We start from the raw sequence: 15,995 nt of genomic DNA, 5'->3' as shown, positions 1-15,995 counted from the left end.
CCCCTAGGTAGAGTTCTAGCATGGCTGGTGACCGCGGACCACGCATGACGCTGCCCACGCAGCTCGTCCTGCACGTCCTGATCGACGACCCGGACCGCGAGATGTACGGCCTCCAGCTCTGCGAGGCGGCCGGCCTGGCGAGCGGCACGATCCACCCGATCCTGGCGCGGCTGGAGAAGGCGGGCTGGCTGACCAGCCGCTGGGAGGAGATCGACGCCCGCGACGAGGGCCGGCCACGGCGGCGGTACTACCGCCTCGACCCGAACAACCTCGCCACGGTCCGGGCCGCCCTGCACCGGGCGGCCCCGGCGGCCAAGGCGCTGGGCCGGCTGCGTCCGGGGCGGGCGGGGGAAACCTCGTGAACGTTCCCGCGGACATGTGGGAAAGGCGCGAGATGCGAGCCGCGCTCGCGGTGCGCGACATCGGCAAGGTCTTCCGCCTGCTGCGGGAGTCCGGTGTCCCGCAGCGCCGGATCGCCGCGATGACCGGCCACCGGCAGTCCGAGGTGGCGGAGATCGTCAAAGGACGCGGCGTCTGGGCCTACGACGTGCTCGAGCGCATCGCCGACGGTCTCGGCGTTCCGCGCGGCTACCTGGGCCTCGCCTACGACGAAACCACGGTGACACCGGTCGACGAAGAAGAAGCGGCGAAGCGGCGAAAGTTTCTCGCGCACGCCTACCAGGTGACCATGGGCGCGGCGGTCTTCGGATCGGAGCCGGGCACCTCCCCGTGGCGTCGGCCGGTGCCCGAGCGGATCGGGATGGTCGAAGTGCGCCAAGTCGAGGCCGCGACGCGCGCTTTCCGGACCTTGGAGCAGCAGTACGGAGGCGAATTCTGCCGCTCGGCGGCCGAGGCGGAGCTTGTCTGGGCCGATGAACTGCTGGAAGCCGGAGCCGCTGCGCCGGTGAAGGCGCGGCTCGTCGAAGCGGTCATCGAGCTCGAGGCGTTTTGCCGAGCGCTGGCGGAAGCGCGGTCGACTGCCGCCACACCCGAGCCGGACGGCCCTCCGGCCGTGGTGCCTCGGCGGCCGGTGGCTCGCGCGTCCCAGCGAGCCGCCGAATGGGCGTCGCGGGCCGTCCCCGCCGTCGAGCGCGAGCGCTACTTCGACGAGTACCTCAGCGAGCTCGACGACCTCGCCCAGTCGGCCCGCCCTCGCCGAGCTCAGCTGCTCTACGTCCTCCGCCTCTTCAGCCGCCTCCCGGCCCTCCGCTTCGCCCTTCGCGGTTCGAAAGCCCGGGAGCTGGCGCGGTGAAGGTGGTCGACGCTTTCACCCACGTCGTCGCCTCGGCCGAGCGGACCCGCAACACCATCCGCCTCCTGCGGGTCGTCGTCATCGGCGCCGCCCTGCTCCTCGCCGAGCTGTGCGCCGCCGTCGCGCTGCTGCCCGCCGGGGTGTCGGCCGGGCTGCTCGCGCTCGTTCCCGGGGCCGGGGCCTGGTGGTGGGTGAAAAGCCGGCGGAGGTGACATCGCTCTCGGAACGCTTCCGGTTCCGCGTTCGTTGTCGTTACCTACGGCTCCGTAAGTTACGGTTCCGTAGGTCACGCCCCCCGATCCCCGGAAGGACGCGCGCATGACCGTTCCCGAGAGCACCGCACTCATGTACGAGCTCGAGGGGACGGTCGAGGAGAACCTCAACCGCCACCTCGCCGCAGCGCAGGAATGGATGCCGCACGAATACGTGCCGTGGAGTGAGGGGCGGAACTTCGCCGACCTCGGCGGGGAGGCGTGGGATCCGGAGCAGTCGCGCGTCACGCCGATCGCGCGGACCGCGCTCGAGGTCAACCTGCTGACCGAGGACAACCTGCCCAGCTACCACCGCGAGATCGAGCGCGCCTTCGGCCGCGACGGCGCCTGGGGCACCTGGGTGCACCGCTGGACGGCCGAGGAGGGCCGGCACGGCATCTGCATCCGGGACTACCTGCTCGTCACGCGCGCGGTCGACCCGGTCGAGCTCGAGCGGATGCGCATGGAGACCATGCAGGCCGGCTACGAAACCGGCGACAAGCCGCTGCTGCGCGTCTGCGCCTACGTCTCGTTCCAGGAGCTCGCGACGCGCCTTTCGCACCGCAACACCGGCCGCTACACCCAGGACCCGCTGGCCGAGAAGCTGCTCGCCCGCGTCTCCACCGACGAGAACCTGCACATGGTCTTCTACCGGAACCTGGTGAAGGCGGCGTTCGAGATCTCGCCGGACGCCATGATGCGGGCGATCACCGACGAGGTCGTCGACTTCGCGATGCCCGGCGCGGTCATCCCGAGCTTCGCCCGCAAGGCGGCGCTGATCGCCAAGGCCGGCATCTACGACCTGCGCATCCACCACGACGACGTCGTGATGCCGCTGCTGCGCTACTGGAGGGTGTTCGACCGGGAGGGGTTCGGCGAGGTCGGCGAGACCGCGCGCGAAGAGCTCGCCGCGTTCATCAAGACCCTGGACACGCAGGCCGCGCGCTTCGAGGAACGTCGTGACGCCGCGGCCGCCCGGGCCGCCGCCCGCGGTCTGCCCGCACTCTGACCTGCGTGAAGGCCCCCTTGCGGAACTTCGAGTTCCGCAAGGGGGCCTTCACGAACGCTGAGCTCAGCGGCCGGTGCGCCGGGCGCCCGCGCGGGTGCCCGACGAGAAAGCCGCCGCGCCGCCGGTGCGGTTGCCCGTGGCCGGGGCGCCCGCGCGACGGGAGCCGCCGGACGCGGCCGCGCCGCCCGTGCGCCGGGTGCCGCCCGAAGCGGGGGCGTCCGACCGGCGGGCACCGCCCGAAGCCGGCGCACCCGAGCGGCGCGAGCCACCCGAAGCGGGAGCGCCCGAGCGGCGCGAGCCACCCGAAGTGCCACCCGACCGGCGCGAATCGCCGCCGGAGCGGCCCGAACCGGGCTGGTCTTCACGCCGCACGCGGGCCTGCTGGCCGCCGCGGTTCTCCTTCGGCGCTCCGCCGCGACGCCCGCGTCCGGAACCGGTACCCGGCGCCGCGCCGGACGCCGTCACCTTCTTCGGGCGGTTGTCGACCGCGGGGGCCTTCGAGAACGTCCGCTCGCCCGGGGCCAGCTCCGCCAGCAGCGGGTGACCCGGTCCGAGCTGGGTCGTCGTCGGCTTGATGCCCGCCTTGCGCGTGAGGTCGCGCACGTCGCGGACCTGCGCATCGGTCATCAGCGTCACCACCGTGCCCGACGCGCCCGCGCGTGCCGTGCGGCCCGAGCGGTGCAGGTACGCCTTGTGCTCGACCGGCGGGTCGGCGTGGATGACCAGCCGGACGTCGTCGACGTGGATGCCGCGGGCCGCGATGTCGGTCGCGACCAGCGTCTTCGCCGTGCCCGAGGAGAACGCCTCGAGGTTGCGCGTGCGCGCGTTCTGGCCCAGGTTGCCGTGCAGTTCGACCGCCGGCACGCCCGAAGCCACGAGCTTGCGCGTCAGCGCCTTCGCGCGGCTCTTCGTCCGGGTGAACACCAGCGTGCGGCCCGGCGCCGCGGTCAGGTCGACCAGCACCGGCAGCCGGTGGGTCTCCTCGAGGTGCAGGACGTGGTGCTCCATCGTCGACACCGGCGACTGCGCCGAGTCGACGCTGTGCGTGATCGGGTCGTTCATGAAGCGCTTGACCAGCACGTCGACGCCGTTGTCCAGCGTCGCGGAGAACAGCATCCGCTGCCCGCGCGAGGGCGTCTGGTCCATGATCCGCCGCACCTCGGGCAGGAACCCCAGGTCGGCCATGTGGTCGGCCTCGTCCAGCACGGTGATCTCGATCGCGTCGAGCTTCACGTGCCCGGAGCGCATGTGGTCGGCGAGCCGGCCGGGGCAGGCGACGACGATGTCGACGCCGTCGCGCAGCTTCGTGATCTGCGGGTTCGCGCTGACGCCGCCGAAGATCGTGGTGGTCCGGAGGCCCAGCGGCTTGGCCAGCGGCAGGATCGACGCTTCGATCTGCGTCGCGAGCTCGCGCGTCGGCGCGAGGATCAGCGCGCGGGGGCGCCCGGGCTTGCGCCGCGTCGGGCCCGCGGCGAGGCGGGTGAGCACGGGCAGCACGAAGCCGTACGTCTTGCCGGAGCCGGTGCGGCCGCGGCCGAGGACGTCCCGGCCGGCGAGGGTGTGCGGCAGGGTCGCCGCCTGGATGGGGAAGGGCTCGGTGACGCCCTGGGAGGCCAGCGCCGCCACGAGCGGGGTGGGCAGGCCGAGTTCAGCGAAAGTACTCATAAGTCGTGCGGGCACGCGGGTGCCCTGGTCTCCGTAACATGAGAAGGGTTGTCCTGCCCGGCGCAGACCGGCGTGCGGCCGCGGCGCGTGGTAGTCGACAACAGCAGCGGGCCGAGGCAGAACTGAGCGGCCCGCATGATCAGTATAGCGGGGAAGGGTGACGTACCCCCAGTGAGATTGCCCGCACTCGCGCCGCCTTGCTAAGTTACCGGTCGGTAATCGAGGAGGACCCCCATGCTGCTGAACCCGCGCGAGTACGACCCGGCGCACTTCGACGCCGAGACCCGGCGCCTGCTGCGCGCCACCATCGACTGGTTCGAACAGCGCGGCAAGGCGAAGCTGACCGAGGACTACCACAGCCGCACCTTCTACGCGGACTTCCTCGAGTTCGCGGGCAAGGAAGGCCTGTTCTCGACCTTCCTGACCCCCGCCGCGAACGCCGGCGGCAACCCGGACAAGCGCTGGGACACCGCCCGCGTCGCCGCGCTCTCGGAAATCCTGGGGTTCTACGGGTTGAACTACTGGTACCCGTGGCAGGTCACGATCCTCGGCCTCGGGCCGGTGTGGCAGAGCGGCAACGACGTCGCCCGCAAGCGCGCGGCGGACGCGCTGGACGCCGGGGGAGTCGGCGCGTTCGGACTGTCCGAAAAGGACCACGGCGCCGACATCTACTCCTCGGACCTGGTGCTGACCGAGGACGGCGACGGCTACCGCGCGACCGGCTCGAAGTACTACATCGGCAACGGCAACTGCGCGCGCACGGTGTCGGTCTTCGGCCGCATCGACGGTGTCGAGGGCCCGGACCAGTACGTCTTCTTCTACGCCGACTCCGAGCACCCGAACTACCACGTGGTCAAGAACGTGGTGCCGTCGCAGATGTACGTCGCCGAGTTCCGGCTCGAGGACTACCCGGTGCGCGCCGAGGACATCCTGCACGTCGGCGCCGAAGCCTTCAGCGCCGCGCTGAACACGGTCAACATCGGCAAGTTCAACCTCTGCTTCGGCGGCATCGGCATGGCGACGCACTCGCTGTACGAGGCCATCACGCACGCGCACAACCGCGTCCTCTACGGCAATCCGGTCACCGACTTCCCGCACGTGCGCCGCGAGTTCGTCGAGGCGTACGCGCGGCTGACCGCGATGAAGCTGTTCTCCGACCGCGCCGTCGACTACTTCCGCAGCGCGAACCCGGACGACCGCCGCTACCTGCTCTTCAACCCGATCACCAAGATGAAGGTGACGACCGAGGCGCAGAAGGTGATCGGCCTGGTCGCCGACGTCGTGGCGGCCAAGGGCTTCGAAGCCGACACCTACCTGGCGATGTCCAAGAACGACATCGACGGGCTCCCGAAGCTCGAAGGCACGGTGGCGGTGAACCTCGCGCTGATCGCGAAGTTCATGCCCGCGTACCTGTTCGCCCCGCAGGAGTACGCGCCGGTCGGCACCCGCACCGACGCCGCGGACGACGAGTTCCTCTTCCGCCAGGGCCCGGCGCGCGGCCTGTCGAAGGTGCGCTTCCACGACTGGAAGACCGCGTACGCCGAAGCCGCGCACATCCCGAACGTCGCGCTGTTCACCGAGCAGGCCGGGTACCTGGTCAAGCTGCTCACCGAGGCGGCGCTGGACGAGGCGCAGCAGGCCGACCTCGACTTCGGGCTCGCGCTGACCGAGCTGTTCACGCTGATCGTGTACGGCCAGCTGGTCCTGGAGCAGGCCCGGATCACCGGGCTCGACGACGAGGTCGCCGACCAGATCTTCGCGGTGCTGGTGCAGGACTTCAGCGCCGCGGCGGTGGACCTCAACGGCAAGGCGAGCTCGACCGGAGCCCAGCAGGCGATCGCCCTGGCCGCGGTGCGGAAGCCGGTGGTGGACACCGCGCGGTTCGAGAACGTCTGGGCCCGCGTGCGGGAGCTTTCCGGGGTCTACGCTATGACCCCGTGATGGCGAGGAAGTACCGGCTGGGCGTGACGCGGAAGGCCGCGAACGTCGTCGTGACGGCGTTGCTGGCGCTCGGGATCCCGGTCACCGGCGGCACCGGGTTCCTGCTCACCACGCGCGGGCGCCGCACCGGCGTGGACCGGACCACTCCGGTCAACGTCCTCGAGGTCGACGGCGAGCGCTGGCTCGTCTCGCCGTACGGCCAGGTCGGCTGGGTGCACAACCTGCGCGCCGACCCGGCCGCCCGGCTCCGGCGCGGCCGCAGGCGCGAAACGTGGGAGGTCGAGGAGGCCGGTGCCGCCACGGCCGGCCCGGTGCTGCGCACCTACGTCCGCAAGATCCCGGTGACGGCGCCGTTCTTCGACGCGAAGCTCAGCGACCCGGCGGACGTCTTCGCGGCGGAAGCCGATCGACACCCGGTGTTCCGCTTGGCAAGATCAAGAGCGTGAACCGAGAGCGGGCGGCGGAGCTGATCTGGGACGCGTGGCAGACCGGCGAGCGCCTGGACGGGCTGCCGCCCGACGCCCGCCCGTGCGACGCCGCGGAGGGCATGGCGGCCCAGACGGCGCTCGCCGAGCTGGCCGGCCCGGTGTCGGGCTGGAAGATCGCCGCGACCACGGTGTACGCCCGGCAGTACCTGGACGTCCCCGGCCCGCTGCCGGGCGCGATGTTCGCGCGCTTCCAGCACACCGAGGGCGAGGCGGTCCCGGCCGACACGATGACGATGGGCGTCGCCGAACCCGAGTTCGCGTTCCGCCTGAAGGCCGACCCGGGCCTGTCGCCGTCCCTGACCGGCGTGCTCGACGCGGTCGACACGATGTTCCTGGCGGTGGAGCTCCCGGACAGCCGCTACACCGACCACCAGCACGCGGGCGGCCCGCAGCTGCTGGCGGACATGGCGTGCGCGGGCCGCTTCGTCGAGGGCCGCCCGGTCCCGGGCTGGCGCGACCTCGACCTCCCCCGCCGCCCGGTGGTCCTGCACGCGAACGGCGAAGAGTTTTCGCGCGGCAGCGGAAGCCTGGTCCTGGGCGACCCGAGGCTGGCGTTGCACTGGCTGGCGATGGAGCTCCCTCGCCACGGCCTCGCGTTGCGCCCCGGCGACATCGTGACGACGGGAACGGCGACCCCGCCGTGCCCGATCCGCGCGGGCGGCCGGGTCCTGGCGGACTTCGGCGAGCTGGGCAGCGTCGAAGTGCGGTTCGCCGCATGACGATCCGGCCCGGCTTCGTGGTGCTCGCTGTGCTCGTCGTGGCGCTCGACGCCGGCCTCTGGTGGTTCTCGCGCGGCCAGCACCAGTCCACCGCGCGGATCGGCTTCCTCGTCGCCTTCGTGCTGTTGCTGGCGTTGCTCGCGGCGGCCGCCGGCGTGGTCCGGTGGGAGGTCGCGGCGCCGCTCGGGGCGGCGTCGACGTCGGGGCTGCTGTTCGTCGGTGCGGCGGCGATCTTCAGCGTCGGCTTCGGTTTCCTGCTGCTGGCGGTGATCGAGGCGGCACTGGTCCGGCGGCTGGTGCTGGACGACTCCCCGGCCGGCTGGCGCAACGGCACCGGGGTGATCAGCTCGGCGGCGGCCGTCGTGCCGGTGGCGTTGTTCGCGATCGGGCTCTTCGCGCTCCGCTGAGCCGTTTTTGTCGGTGCCCCCTGCCACGATGTCCCGGTGACGTCTTGGAGAGATCGACTCAGCGCCCTCGCCGACGAGTGGCTGCCCCCCGAGGTGGCTGCCGCGTGGGCCGGGCTGTTCCGGCCGGGCATCCGGCTGGTTTCCGAAGGGCCGGGCCCTCGCGTGGGCCGGCTGGGCGGGGCACCGGTACTGCCTGAGGACGTGCCGTGGCCCGAGTGGCCGGGGCGCGGGCCGCTCGACTTCCTGGCGGCGGTGGACTGCGCCGCGCTGCCGCGGGAGTTCTTGAGCATCCCGCTGCCGGAAGCGGGCACGCTCCTGTTCTTCTCCTTCGACGCCGACCGCCGGGAGTCGGACGACACCCCGATGCTCGAAGACGCAGAGGCGAGCCGGGTGGTCTTCGTGCCCGCGGGAGTCCCGGCCGCCGAGCGGGCGGCCCCCGACGGCGTCGACCCCTACCCGGCGCGGGACCTCTTCGGCGAGGTCGTGGCCACGGCCCCGGAGCAGGAGCACATCCTGCTCGACCAGACCGAGACCGCGAGCGGCGAGACCCTGGCCGAGGCGGCCGAGATGGTGGAGCTGCCGGGGGAGTACGTCGGCGCCGAGGTCTTCGGCCAGCTGGTCTGGCAACTGCACGAAAAGGGCCCGCACCACCAGATCGGCGGGTTCGCCGCCCCCGTGCAGGGCGCCGTGGAGATCGAGGTCGCGGCGAACGTGCTCGGCGGCCACCAGGACCCCGGTCTGGTCGAGGAGGCGGCCCGCTGGGTGCTGCTCGCCCAGCTCGACAGCGACGACGACGCCGGCATGATCTGGGGCGACGCCGGGATGTTGTATTGGGTGATCCGGGCCGAGGACCTCGAAGCGGGCCGCTTCGACCGGGCGAGGTGCACCCTGCAGTGCGGGTGACTCAGCGCTTGTGGACGAAGTACACCTTGTCCCCGCCGACGGACCCGACCTGGATGGTCAGGTCGCCCGGGGCGTCCACGAAGGCGATGCGGTAGGTGAGTTCCTTGCCGGGCAGGATGTCCTGGCTGGGAGAGCCCTCGAAGTCCGTGTCGTAGACCTGCTCGGCGGTGGTGCTGCCGGCCGTCGCCTGCATGATGAGCATGGCCGCCGACCACGGCTTGGCGGAGTGGTTCGCGAGGGTGACCTGGAAGCTGGTGGCCGGCGCGTTCTGCTTCGGCGCGGCGACGTCGCTGGTCGTGAAGGCCTTGGCGTCGGCGATGGTGATGTCGACGTCGGTGCCGCGGTGGGTCTGCCCGATCGAGTACGTCTGGCCGCTCGCGTTGTCGTCGGTGGCGGGCAGCCCGAGCTTGTCCTTCAGGTCTTCGACGGCGGCGTTCTGCGCGATGACGGTGAACACGATCGCCAGGACGCTGAGTACGACGCCGATGGCGGCGAGCACCTTCTTGCTGCCGAAGAGGGCGATCACGCCGAGCACGAACCCGACGCCGGCGACGACGGCGGTGAGGTTGTTGAGGAAGATGACCGGCGAGCCGACCACCCCGACGATGCCGAGGATCACCGCGCTCCACGCGAGCGCGGCGAACTTCGCGGGCTTCTTGACGGGCATCGGGGCCGGGTACGGGTAGCCGGCCGGGGGCGGCGAGTACGGAGCGGTCATGGCGGCGTCTCCCGGGTTCGGGCGGAAAATCCCCGGCGTGCGGGGCTGAACGGTGAATAGTTCGGCCCGCTGTCGCGCAGCGTTACGATCTCCGGTCCGCCGTATCCGTTCCGTCACCAATGTTGCGCCGACCGGGTGATTGCTCTCCCGAAACGCCGTGAAGGCCGTCTTGAGGAACTTCGAGTTCCTCAAGACGGCCTTCACGAACCTCGCGCTACTTGTTGCCGAACCCGGCCCGGCGAAGGGCATCCGCCATCGAGCCGCTGCCGCCTCCGGAGTTGCCGCCCCGGCTGCCGCCACCGCCGCCACCGCCACGCTGACCGCCGCCCGAGCCGGAACCGCCGCGGCGCTGACCGCCACCGCCGCCGCCCTGGCCGCGGTCGCGCTGGCCGCCGCCTCCGCCGCCGCGATTGCCCGACGGGGCGCCCGGCTCGTCGTCCAGGCGCAGCGTCAGCGAGATGCGCTTGCGCGGCACGTCGACGTCCAGCACCTTCACCTTCACGATGTCGCCGGGCTTCACGACCTCGCGCGGATCCTTCACGAAGTTCTTCGACAGCGCCGAAACGTGCGCCAGGCCGTCCTGGTGCACGCCGACGTCGATGAACGCGCCGAACGCCGCCACGTTCGTCACCACACCCTCCAGCCGCATGCCCGGCTTGAGGTCGCCGATCTTGTCGACACCCTCCGCGAACGTCGCCGTCTTGAACGCCGGGCGCGGGTCGCGGCCCGGCTTGTCCAGCTCGGCGAGGATGTCCGTCACCGTCGGGAGGCCGAACGTGTCGTCGACGAAGTCCGCCGGCTTCAACGACGACAGCGTCCGCGTGTTGCCGATCAGCGAGCGCAGGTCCGTGCCGGTCGTCGACAGGATCCGCCGGACCACCGGGTACGCCTCCGGGTGCACCGACGACGAGTCGAGCGGGTCGTCGCCGTCCGGGATGCGCAGGAAGCCCGCGCACTGCTCGAAGGCCTTCGGGCCGAGGCGCGCGACCTCCTTCAGCGCCGTCCGCGAGCGGAACGGCCCGTTCGTGTCGCGGTGCGAAACGATGTTCTCCGCCAGCCCCGTCGTGATGCCCGAGACGCGGGTCAGCAGCGGCGCCGAAGCCGTGTTCACGTCCACGCCGACCGCGTTCACGCAGTCCTCGACCACCGCGTCCAGCGAGCGCGACAGCGAAACCTCGGACAGGTCGTGCTGGTACTGCCCGACGCCGATCGACTTCGGGTCGATCTTGACCAGCTCGGCCAGCGGGTCCTGCAGCCGCCGGGCGATCGAGACCGCGCCGCGCAGCGAGACGTCCATGTTCGGCAGCTCGGCCGAAGCGAACGCCGACGCCGAATACACCGACGCGCCCGCCTCGGACACGATCGCCTTCGTCAGCTTCAGCTCGGGGTGCTTCTTGATCAGCTCGATCGCGAGCTTGTCCGTCTCGCGCGACGCCGTGCCGTTGCCGATCGAGATCAGGTCGACCTTGTGCCGCGCGCACAGCGCCGCGAGCTCGGCGATCGACTGGTCCCACTTGTTCGCCGGCTGGTGCGGGTAGATGACGTGGGTGTCGACGACCTTGCCGGTCGCGTCCACGACGGCCACCTTGACGCCGGTGCGGAAGCCCGGGTCGAGGCCCATCGTGGCGCGGGTGCCGGCCGGCGCGGCGAGCAGCAGGTCGCGCAGGTTGGACGCGAACACGCGCACGGCGTCGTCCTCGGCCGCCTGGCGCAGCCGCATCCGCAGGTCGATGCCCAGGTGCAGGAGGATCTTGGTGCGCCACGCCCAGCGCACGGTGTCGCCGAGCCACTTGTCGCCCGGGCGGCCCTGCTGCGAGATGCCGAACTTCGCGGCGATGCGCGCCTCGTAGTCGGTCGGCCCGACCTGCGGCTCGTCGGTCGGCTCGTCCGGCGACATGGTGAGGTCGAGGACCTCCTCCTTCTCGCCGCGCAGCATCGCGAGGATCCGGTGCGAGGGGAGCTTGGTGTAGGGCTCGGAGAAGTCGAAGTAGTCGGAGAACTTGGCGCCGTCCTCCTCCTTGCCCGCGCGGACCTTGGCGACGAGGTGGCCCTGGCCCCACATCTTCTCGCGCAGTTCGCCGATCAGGTCGGCGTCCTCGGCGAAGCGCTCGACGAGGATCGCGCGGGCGCCGTCGAGGGCGGCCTGCGCGTCCGCGACGCCCTTGTCGGCGTCGACGAACACCGCGGCCGCGGCCTGCGGGTCGGTCGCCGGGTCGCTCAGCAGGCCGTCGGCCAGCGGCTCGAGACCCGCTTCGCGCGCGATCATGGCCTTCGTGCGGCGCTTCGGCTTGTACGGGAGGTAGATGTCCTCCAGCCGCGACTTCGTGTCCGCGGCGAGGATCGAGGCCTCGAGGGCCTCGTCCAGCTTGCCCTGGCTCCGGATGGACTCGAGCACGGCGAGCCGCCGCTCGTCGAGTTCCCGCAGGTAGCGCAGGCGCTCTTCGAGCGTGCGCAGCTGCGCGTCGTCGAGCATGCCGGTGACTTCCTTGCGGTAGCGCGCGATGAAGGGCACGGTCGACCCGCCGTCGAGCAGGTCGACGGCGGCCTTGACCTGTCCTTCGCGCACGCCCAGTTCTTCGGCGATCTTCTGCTCGACCGACACGCTCACTCCAACACGCTCCCGCTTCGCCTGGCTTCGATCGTCACATTCTGCCGTTTCCGCCGCCCCGACTTTCGGATGGGGCTCCTTGACAATCAGATTGGTCTAGTCCATTTTGTGGTGACCTGCCTCACCACAGCGGAGGTCTTCCGTGGTCCCCAAGGTTCGCATCGCTCTGCTTTCGTTACTTTCCGTGGTCACGCTGAGTCTCGGTGTGACGTTCGTGCTCGCCGGCAGCGCTTCGGCGGCGAACATCCTGGCCAACCCCGGCTTCGAAGCCGGTACTTCGGGCTGGACCTGCACCACCGCGCCGACCGCGGTGAGCACCCCGGTGCACAGCGGGAGCCGCGCGCTGAGCGCGTCGCCGTCGTCGTCGGACAACGCGCAGTGCTCGCAGACGCTCACCGTCTCGGCGAACACCGCGTACAAGCTGTCGGCCTGGGTCCAGGGCAGCTACGTCTACCTTGGCGTCTCCGGGTCGGCGACGACCAGCACGTGGACGCCGGGTACCAGCGGCTACCAGCAGCTGTCGCTGAACTTCACGACCGGCTCGAGCACGTCGCTGACGGTGTACCTGCACGGCTGGTACGGCCAGCCGACCTACTACGCCGACGACGTCAACCTCGACGGCCCGGGCACCCCGCCGCCGACGACCCCGACGACGCCGACCACCCCCACGACGCCGACGACGCCGACGACCCCGCCCACCACGACCACCCCGCCGACGACGACCACGCCGCCGCCGACCCAGGGTGACCTGCCGAAGCACGTCCTCACCGGCTACTGGCAGAACTTCTACAACGGCGCGAAGGCGCTGAAGCTGGCGGACGTCCCGACGAAGTACAACATCATCGCCGTGTCGTTCGCCGACGCCACCGGCTCGCCGGGCGCGGTGAGCTTCACGCTCGACTCCGGTCTGTCTTCGCAGCTCGGCGGCTACACCGACGCGCAGTTCAAGGCGGACGTCAAGACGGTCCAGGCGCGCGGCCAGAAGGTCATCATCAGCGTCGGTGGCCAGAACGGCACGATCAGCGTCAGCGACTCGACCTCGGCGAACAACTTCGCCAACAGCATCAAGTCGCTGATCTCGAACTACGGCTTCGACGGCGTCGACATCGACCTCGAGAACGGCATCAACGCCACCTACATGGGCCAGGCGCTGCGCAGCATCCACAACGGCGGCGGCAAGGTCATCACGATGGCGCCGCAGACGATCGACATGCAGTCCACGCAGGGCGGCTACTTCCAGCTCGCGCTGAACATCAAGGACATCCTCACGATCGTCAACATGCAGTACTACAACTCCGGCTCGATGCTGGGCTGCAACGGCAACGTCTACTCCCAGGGCACGGTCGACTTCCTGACCGCGCTGGCCTGCATCCAGCTGCAGGGCGGCCTGCGCGCCGACCAGGTCGGGCTCGGGCTGCCGGCGTCGTCACAGGCGGCGGGCGGCGGTTACCAGGGACCGGCCAACACGGTCTCGGCGCTGAACTGCCTGGCCAAGGGCACGTCGTGCGGCTCGTTCAAGCCGTCGGCGACCTACCCGGCGATCCGCGGCGCGATGACGTGGTCGATCAACTGGGACGCGACGAACGGCTACGCGTTCGCCAACACGGTCTCGGCCGGGCTCGCGGGCCTGCCGTAACCGTTCTCGCCATGAAGGGGCCCTTCCGGACCAGGTCCGGAAGGGCCCCTTCATGACACCCCCAGCCGGGCGCGCGCCGTCCCCTCGGCACCCGCGCCTGCGCCGCTTACACTGCCGGACGCGGCGTGTGCGAACGTTGCGGAATCGTGGAATCCGCAGGTCGGGGAGGGAGTGCGGTGATCAGCTACAGCGTGCTCGGCACCCTCGAAGCCGAGTCCGGCGGCACGCTCCTCGACGTCGGCCACGCGCGGCGGCGCTACGTCCTCGCCGCGCTGCTGGCCGAGCCGAACCGGCCGGTGCCGCTCGACCAGCTCGTCACGCGCGTCTGGGGCGCGAGCCCGCCGCACCGGGCGGCCGCGACGGTCCGCAGCTACCTTTCGCGGCTGCGCGCCGCCGGGTGCGCGATCGACCGCACCGCGCACGGCTACCTGCTGCGCGTCGACCTGGACGCGCTCGACCTGCACCGGTTCCGGGAGAAGGTGGCGCTCGCGCGCGCCGCGGCGGGCGACGTCACCGCGGCCGCGCTGTTCGACGACGCGCTGGCGCTGTGGCGGGGCGAACCGTTCGCCGGGCTGGATTCGCCGTGGCTGACCGGGGTCCGGGAGGGCCTGGAAGCCGAGCGGCACGCGGCCCGGCTGGACCGCAACGACGTCTCGCTGCGGCTCGGGCGGCACGCGGCGCTGCTGGCGAAGCTGCCCCGGGCCGCCGCGGACCACCCGTTCGACGAGCGGCTGGCCGGCCAGCTGATCCTCGCCTACTACCGAAGCGGCCGGCAGGCGGACGCGCTGGCGCACTTCGAGCGCGTCCGGCGGCGGCTGGCGGGCTCACTCGGTGCGGACCCGGGCCCGGCGCTGCGGGAGCTGCACCGCCGGATCCTGGCCGGCGACCCCGAACTGGACGCGCCGCTCGCGCGGGCCGGCGCCCGGACCGGGTCGCTGATCGAGCTGGCCGCGATCCGCGCGGTCGCGACGTTGCTGATCGTGGCGCGCGAAGGCGACTTCGAGGCCGCGGCGTGGCGGGTCCGCAGCACGGCCGACGTGCTGGAGAAGGAGATCGGCGAGCTGGAAGCCGAAATCGGCGGCGCGCTGGTGGTGTCCGGCGAGGGCGGCGTCCGGCTGACGGAGCTGGGGGAGCGGCTGCGCACGGGCGCCCGCGCGGGCGTGGCCGAGCTGGCGGCGATCTTCACCGAGACCCGGCTGGCCGAACGCCGCATCGGCGGCCGCCTGCGCGTGGGCTACGTGGCGAGCCTCGGCGGCGACCTGGTGACGCGGGTGACGACCGAGTTCGAACGCCGCCACCCGGCGTGCCGCGTCACCCTGACCCCGACCCGCATCGGCCAGCGCTGGAACGAAACGGACCTGCTCGCCGAGGGCGACCTCGACCTGGTGCTGCACTGGTCCCCGGGCGGCGACACGCGCTCGTTCGCGCAACCCAACCTGCGCACCGGCCCGGCGCTGCTGACGGTGCCCCGCGGCCTCCTGCTGCGTGACGACCACCCGCTCGCCTCGCGCACGACGGTCAGCCTGGAGGACCTCGCGGACCACCGGCTGCTCGACCCGGGCAAGGCCCTCAACCCGGTGGCGCGCGACCTGTGGGCCCCGCCGGTCACGCCGTCGGGCCGCCCGATCCCGCGCACGGAGGAGGACGTCCCGCAGCTGATCGGCCGCACCCGCATCGGCGCGGAGGACATGCTTTCCCTGGTGGCGCGCGGCATCGGCCTGCACATTTCGGTGGTTTCGCTGCTCGAGCGCTACCCGTTCCCGGGCCTGAAGGTGATCCCGGTGCCGGACATCCCGCCGATGCTCGCGGTCCCGGTGTGGCGCGCGTCGGAGGAGAACGAAGCGATCCGCGCGTACGTCTCGGTGGCCGCGGAACTGTCGGCGGGCTAGCCGTTCTTGCGGCGGACCAGCTCTTCGACGGCGCTGGGCAGGGTGGTTTCGAAGTCGATCAGCTTGGCCCACGACGGTGTGACCTTGATCCGCACCATGCCGTCGGCGTAGAGATCGCGGACCTCGGCTTCCCAAGCGGCGGCCTGCTCCGGCGGCATTCCGGCGGCCTGCCGCAGGAACTCGGCGGGGAGGTCGTCGAGCGCCTCCTGGGTGCTGTTCCCGCGGATCAGCAGGATCTTGGGCGGCTGCGCTTCGGTGTCGATCGTCAAGGCGACGGCGGGATTCTTCCGCAGCGACCGGACTTTCGCGGCGTTTTTGGCCGTGCAGAGAACGAATTCCGCACCGTTCCAGGTGAACCCGATCGGAACCACCCGCGGCGTCCCGTCTCCGGCGACATAACCGAGCCGAGCGATGGTCCGGGCGAGGAGTTCCTGGCTGGCGGGGCGGTTCAGGACGTCGATGACCTCGTTGGGCTGCACGGAGGCGAGCTTAGCGAGAATTGCTCGTGG

At 71.4% G+C, this 15,995-nt stretch carries 14 protein-coding genes and 1 pseudogene; 11 read left to right on the top strand and 4 right to left on the bottom strand.

The window, feature by feature from the left end:
- Positions 1 to 20 precede the first annotated feature (20 nt).
- From AB0B33_RS22295 to AB0B33_RS22280, 4 genes and pseudogenes are all read left to right on the top strand, one after another.
- Positions 21 to 362: a helix-turn-helix transcriptional regulator gene (locus tag AB0B33_RS22295; protein ID WP_360774756.1), complete on the top strand. Its 342-nt coding sequence runs from the start codon at positions 21 to 23 to the stop codon at positions 360 to 362.
- A 32-nt stretch (positions 363 to 394) separates the two neighbouring features.
- Positions 395 to 889 (top strand): annotated as a pseudogene (locus tag AB0B33_RS22290) (transcriptional regulator); the annotation flags it as partial.
- Positions 890 to 1,248: 359 nt separating this feature from the next.
- Positions 1,249 to 1,464, top strand: a complete 216-nt coding sequence (locus AB0B33_RS22285; protein WP_247013775.1) for a hypothetical protein — start codon at positions 1,249 to 1,251, stop codon at positions 1,462 to 1,464.
- 106 nt (positions 1,465 to 1,570) lie between these two features.
- On the top strand, positions 1,571 to 2,512 hold the full coding sequence (locus AB0B33_RS22280; protein ID WP_247013773.1) for an acyl-ACP desaturase: 942 nt from the start codon (positions 1,571 to 1,573) through the stop codon (positions 2,510 to 2,512).
- A 63-nt stretch (positions 2,513 to 2,575) separates the two neighbouring features.
- Here the strand turns inward: AB0B33_RS22280 and AB0B33_RS22275 are convergent, their stop codons facing one another.
- On the bottom strand, positions 2,576 to 4,177 hold the full coding sequence (locus AB0B33_RS22275) for a DEAD/DEAH box helicase (protein WP_360774751.1): 1,602 nt from the start codon (positions 4,175 to 4,177) through the stop codon (positions 2,576 to 2,578).
- A gap of 234 nt (positions 4,178 to 4,411) precedes the next feature.
- On the opposite strand from AB0B33_RS22275, the gene AB0B33_RS22270 reads away from it, so the two are divergent.
- Genes AB0B33_RS22270 through AB0B33_RS22250 form a run of 5 tightly spaced genes read left to right on the top strand, consistent with a single transcriptional unit; the run spans position 4,412 to position 8,635 of the window.
- On the top strand, positions 4,412 to 6,118 hold the full coding sequence (locus AB0B33_RS22270; RefSeq protein WP_360774748.1) for an acyl-CoA dehydrogenase: 1,707 nt from the start codon (positions 4,412 to 4,414) through the stop codon (positions 6,116 to 6,118).
- Positions 6,118 to 6,564 (top strand): nitroreductase family deazaflavin-dependent oxidoreductase, encoded by a 447-nt coding sequence (locus tag AB0B33_RS22265; protein ID WP_247025281.1) that lies wholly within the window; start codon positions 6,118 to 6,120, stop codon positions 6,562 to 6,564. Before AB0B33_RS22270 ends, AB0B33_RS22265 begins: the two co-directional genes overlap by 1 nt.
- The gene (locus AB0B33_RS22260; RefSeq protein ID WP_360774745.1) at positions 6,561 to 7,325 is read left to right on the top strand and encodes a fumarylacetoacetate hydrolase family protein; all 765 of its coding nucleotides are present in this window, start codon (positions 6,561 to 6,563) and stop codon (positions 7,323 to 7,325) included. Before AB0B33_RS22265 ends, AB0B33_RS22260 begins: the two co-directional genes overlap by 4 nt.
- Positions 7,322 to 7,732, top strand: a complete 411-nt coding sequence (locus AB0B33_RS22255) for a hypothetical protein (protein ID WP_360774743.1) — start codon at positions 7,322 to 7,324, stop codon at positions 7,730 to 7,732. The genes AB0B33_RS22260 and AB0B33_RS22255 overlap by 4 nt, the downstream gene beginning before the upstream one ends.
- A 36-nt stretch (positions 7,733 to 7,768) precedes the next feature.
- Entirely contained in the window at positions 7,769 to 8,635 is an 867-nt protein-coding gene (locus AB0B33_RS22250; RefSeq protein WP_360774740.1) for a YwqG family protein, read from the top strand.
- Between the two features lies 1 nt (position 8,636).
- Here AB0B33_RS22250 and AB0B33_RS22245 read toward each other — a convergent pair whose 3' ends face one another.
- Positions 8,637 to 9,353, bottom strand: coding sequence for a hypothetical protein (locus AB0B33_RS22245; protein ID WP_360774738.1), 717 nt, complete (start codon positions 9,351 to 9,353; stop codon positions 8,637 to 8,639).
- Positions 9,354 to 9,567: 214 nt separating this feature from the next.
- Positions 9,568 to 11,961, bottom strand: coding sequence for a Tex family protein (locus AB0B33_RS22240; protein WP_247013756.1), 2,394 nt, complete (start codon positions 11,959 to 11,961; stop codon positions 9,568 to 9,570).
- Between the two features lie 142 nt (positions 11,962 to 12,103).
- On the opposite strand from AB0B33_RS22240, the gene AB0B33_RS22235 reads away from it, so the two are divergent.
- Together AB0B33_RS22235 and AB0B33_RS22230 are read left to right on the top strand one after the other, a co-directional pair.
- Positions 12,104 to 13,597, top strand: a complete 1,494-nt coding sequence (locus AB0B33_RS22235; RefSeq protein ID WP_360774735.1) for a glycosyl hydrolase family 18 protein — start codon at positions 12,104 to 12,106, stop codon at positions 13,595 to 13,597.
- Positions 13,598 to 13,773: 176 nt separating this feature from the next.
- Positions 13,774 to 15,486 carry a BTAD domain-containing putative transcriptional regulator gene (locus AB0B33_RS22230; protein ID WP_360774732.1) on the top strand — a complete coding sequence of 571 codons (1,713 nt, stop codon included), beginning with the start codon at positions 13,774 to 13,776 and terminating at the stop codon, positions 15,484 to 15,486.
- On the opposite strand, the gene AB0B33_RS22225 is transcribed toward AB0B33_RS22230, so the two are convergent.
- Positions 15,483 to 15,965, bottom strand: coding sequence for a pyridoxamine 5'-phosphate oxidase family protein (locus tag AB0B33_RS22225; RefSeq protein WP_247013750.1), 483 nt, complete (start codon positions 15,963 to 15,965; stop codon positions 15,483 to 15,485). The two genes, AB0B33_RS22230 and AB0B33_RS22225, sit on opposite strands and share 4 nt — an antisense overlap.
- Between the last annotated feature and the right edge of the window lie 30 nt (positions 15,966 to 15,995).

The organism is Amycolatopsis sp. NPDC049159 (assembly GCF_040648295.1).
Classification (GTDB): Bacteria; Actinomycetota; Actinomycetes; order Mycobacteriales; family Pseudonocardiaceae; genus Amycolatopsis; species Amycolatopsis pretoriensis_A.
Note: the sequence above shows the minus strand (reverse complement) of the source record. Positions and strands in the feature narration are given on the sequence as shown.